Raw genomic sequence first — 2,341 nt, 5'->3', positions numbered from 1 at the left:
TTTTCACATTCAAGGCCAAGTCAAAGTTGCCGAGGCCAACGTCCGGGCAGCGCTCGTTGGGAATCCTATGCCGCGCGCTTATCAGGCGAAAACCGGAAATCCTACAATGGTTGTCACGCTGGGTAACAGTATGGGTGTGTCCCACTTACCTTTGTTTGGAGTTGTCCGGTCCTCTTGGTTGAATCGAAAAATCAAGGCTGCGCACATGCTCGTTCCAAAATATCGAAGGGTAATGGGCAGATAAATCGAAGATACCTCACCCCATCACCGAGGCGAGCGACGAAGGCATCGGCCGTGGGTGTGGCTCGATCGAGATATAGCAAGTTTTCACAAGCCGAATTCGAGGCTTCTCGGTAGCCTGTGATACAACCAATAGCCGAACGGTCGTGCTCAGTGACAAGCCTCAAAGACAAGACTATCTTCACTACCGGTGCAAGCCGTGGTCAGCAGACCAAGGACGCCGCTGAATAACTCGGGACCGTTGGAAGGCGAAAAACCGAGGGAACCTCACGTTGAGTTTTCCCCATAAACACACCACATCACGTAATCAGGCCATGCATGGACCATCTCCAGGATTCAAAATTAAATATTATGACTTCAGAATTGATGTTGACGCCTCTTCCTGTCAATCACATTTTCGAAAATCGATTTTGAGATAATCGGCGTCATCGCTAGTATAGAAAATCGTACCTGCTTCATGGTTTGCACAGCTTCACAAGCTCGGCCGCAGCCCGCGCAAGAACAGATACGTCAAATCCTAGCACGATCACACGATACCCACGGTTCAGCTTGTCAGCAATTTCCTTGGGTGAACCTGCAATTCCACCAAGCGCAACCGCCGATGTTCGCACCGTATCTTCCACGTGCGCCACGGCTTCCTGTACAAGGGGATGATCTACTTCACCTGGCTTGCCGAGACTGGCTGCCAGATCTCCGAGACCAACGGTTACGATATCGATGCCTTCGACTCTGACGATGGACTCGATCTCGTTCACCGCCTGCTCCGTTTCGATCAACGCATTAAACAACAGCGAATCGTTCGCCTCGTAAAGATATTGCGCGGTACTGACTCCCCATCGCGCCGGCGCTGTATGCGGTCCTACCGCCCGCCTGCCTTCAGGGTGGTATTTTGACAACGCGATAACGTCAGCGAGTTCAGCCGCGCCGTTAATCATCGGGAAGGTAAGCCCCATTGCACCGGCATCCAGTACCGGCTTGATGATTGACGGCATGTGCGCTGGCAACCGAACAATACATGCGCACCTCGAACCCAGATCAGCCGCCAGAAGTGCCTGCACGCTCGCCAAGTCAATACAGGAATGCTCCATATCAATGATCAGCAGGTCCGCACCCGAACCTGCTAGCACCTGTGCCACACCGACGGAAGCACTTGTGAGTCCAAATGCGACAACGGACTCGCCACGCTTCAGTCGCATCTTCACATGATTACGCGCGTATCTCTCCGGGGAATTCAGGTTCGTATTCATCGCATCCTTTGGCGGGTAGGCCATGTTACCGACGGCTAATAAGCCGCACACGCATGGTTTTGCGCAAGCACGTCGGACAACAAGAGGGTTCAATCAGCCAGACGGAACGCATGTGAATGAGAATCCGCGAGCGAGATCTGGCAACTCATGGGCATCAGTCCAACATCCGCCGATCATTGCAAGATGGATGTCCGGTCTGGCTGAAACATCGAGACCGCGAAAGCGTACTCACTTGCTGGGAGACAGCAACATTTTTGAAGCGCTCGCCGCGTGTCGGGGCGAGGTTTCAATGAGAAAGGTCGACGCACATAAGGCAACAATCAGAGCAGTCGACGAAATAACGAATGGAACTACTGCCCCATAGCTGTCAGCCATCACACCCATCACGGTTGGCGCGATGCATCCCCCAATCACCTCGCCCACCCCGATGACCAGCGCAATGGACCGGCTTACATACTGTGATGGAACGCTTTCGGCGGGGATGGTCGACATAAGTATCGAGAAGCATCCGTAACCGAGATAGCACACGAAAATCGCGATACACAGCAGTGTCAGAGTGCCGGCCAAAAATGCAAGGACAAGTGGCGAACTAGCACCCACCGCACAGAAGGCAATCATGATCGGCCTACGTCCGAAGCGATCGGATAGCGCAGGCACCAGAGATCCACCCACCACACTGGAAATGCCGAGCACAGTCATGAAGACACTCATGTCGGTAGCAGAAAAATGCCGGTATCGGAGCAGATATGTCGGACCGAATGTCAGGATCGCAACAAACCACACCAAGTATAAGCAACTGAGAAGCATACAGATGGCCGTCGACACGTTGGGCCATCTGCTGGCGGTGCACATCA

At 53.4% G+C, this 2,341-nt stretch carries 2 protein-coding genes and 1 pseudogene; 1 reads left to right on the top strand and 2 read right to left on the bottom strand.

The window, feature by feature from the left end; all coding sequences use genetic code 11:
* A pseudogene (locus tag U5771_RS34900) lies at positions 1-244 on the top strand (FAD-dependent oxidoreductase); the annotation flags it as partial.
* Positions 245-695: 451 nt separating this feature from the next.
* On the opposite strand, the gene U5771_RS34895 reads toward U5771_RS34900, so the two are convergent.
* Complete coding sequence (locus U5771_RS34895) at positions 696-1,487, bottom strand: HpcH/HpaI aldolase family protein (RefSeq protein WP_322028142.1); 792 nt, start codon at positions 1,485-1,487, stop codon at positions 696-698.
* 228 nt (positions 1,488-1,715) lie between these two features.
* Entirely contained in the window at positions 1,716-2,294 is a 579-nt protein-coding gene (locus tag U5771_RS34890; RefSeq protein ID WP_322028143.1) for an MFS transporter, read from the bottom strand.
* Positions 2,295-2,341: the final 47 nt, after the last annotated feature.

The sequence above is a fragment of the Burkholderia sp. BCC1977 genome, assembly GCF_905339595.1.
Lineage (GTDB): Bacteria > Pseudomonadota > Gammaproteobacteria > Burkholderiales > Burkholderiaceae > Burkholderia.
The sequence above is the reverse complement of the archived record's forward strand: the minus strand, read 5'-3'. Positions and strand labels throughout refer to the sequence as shown.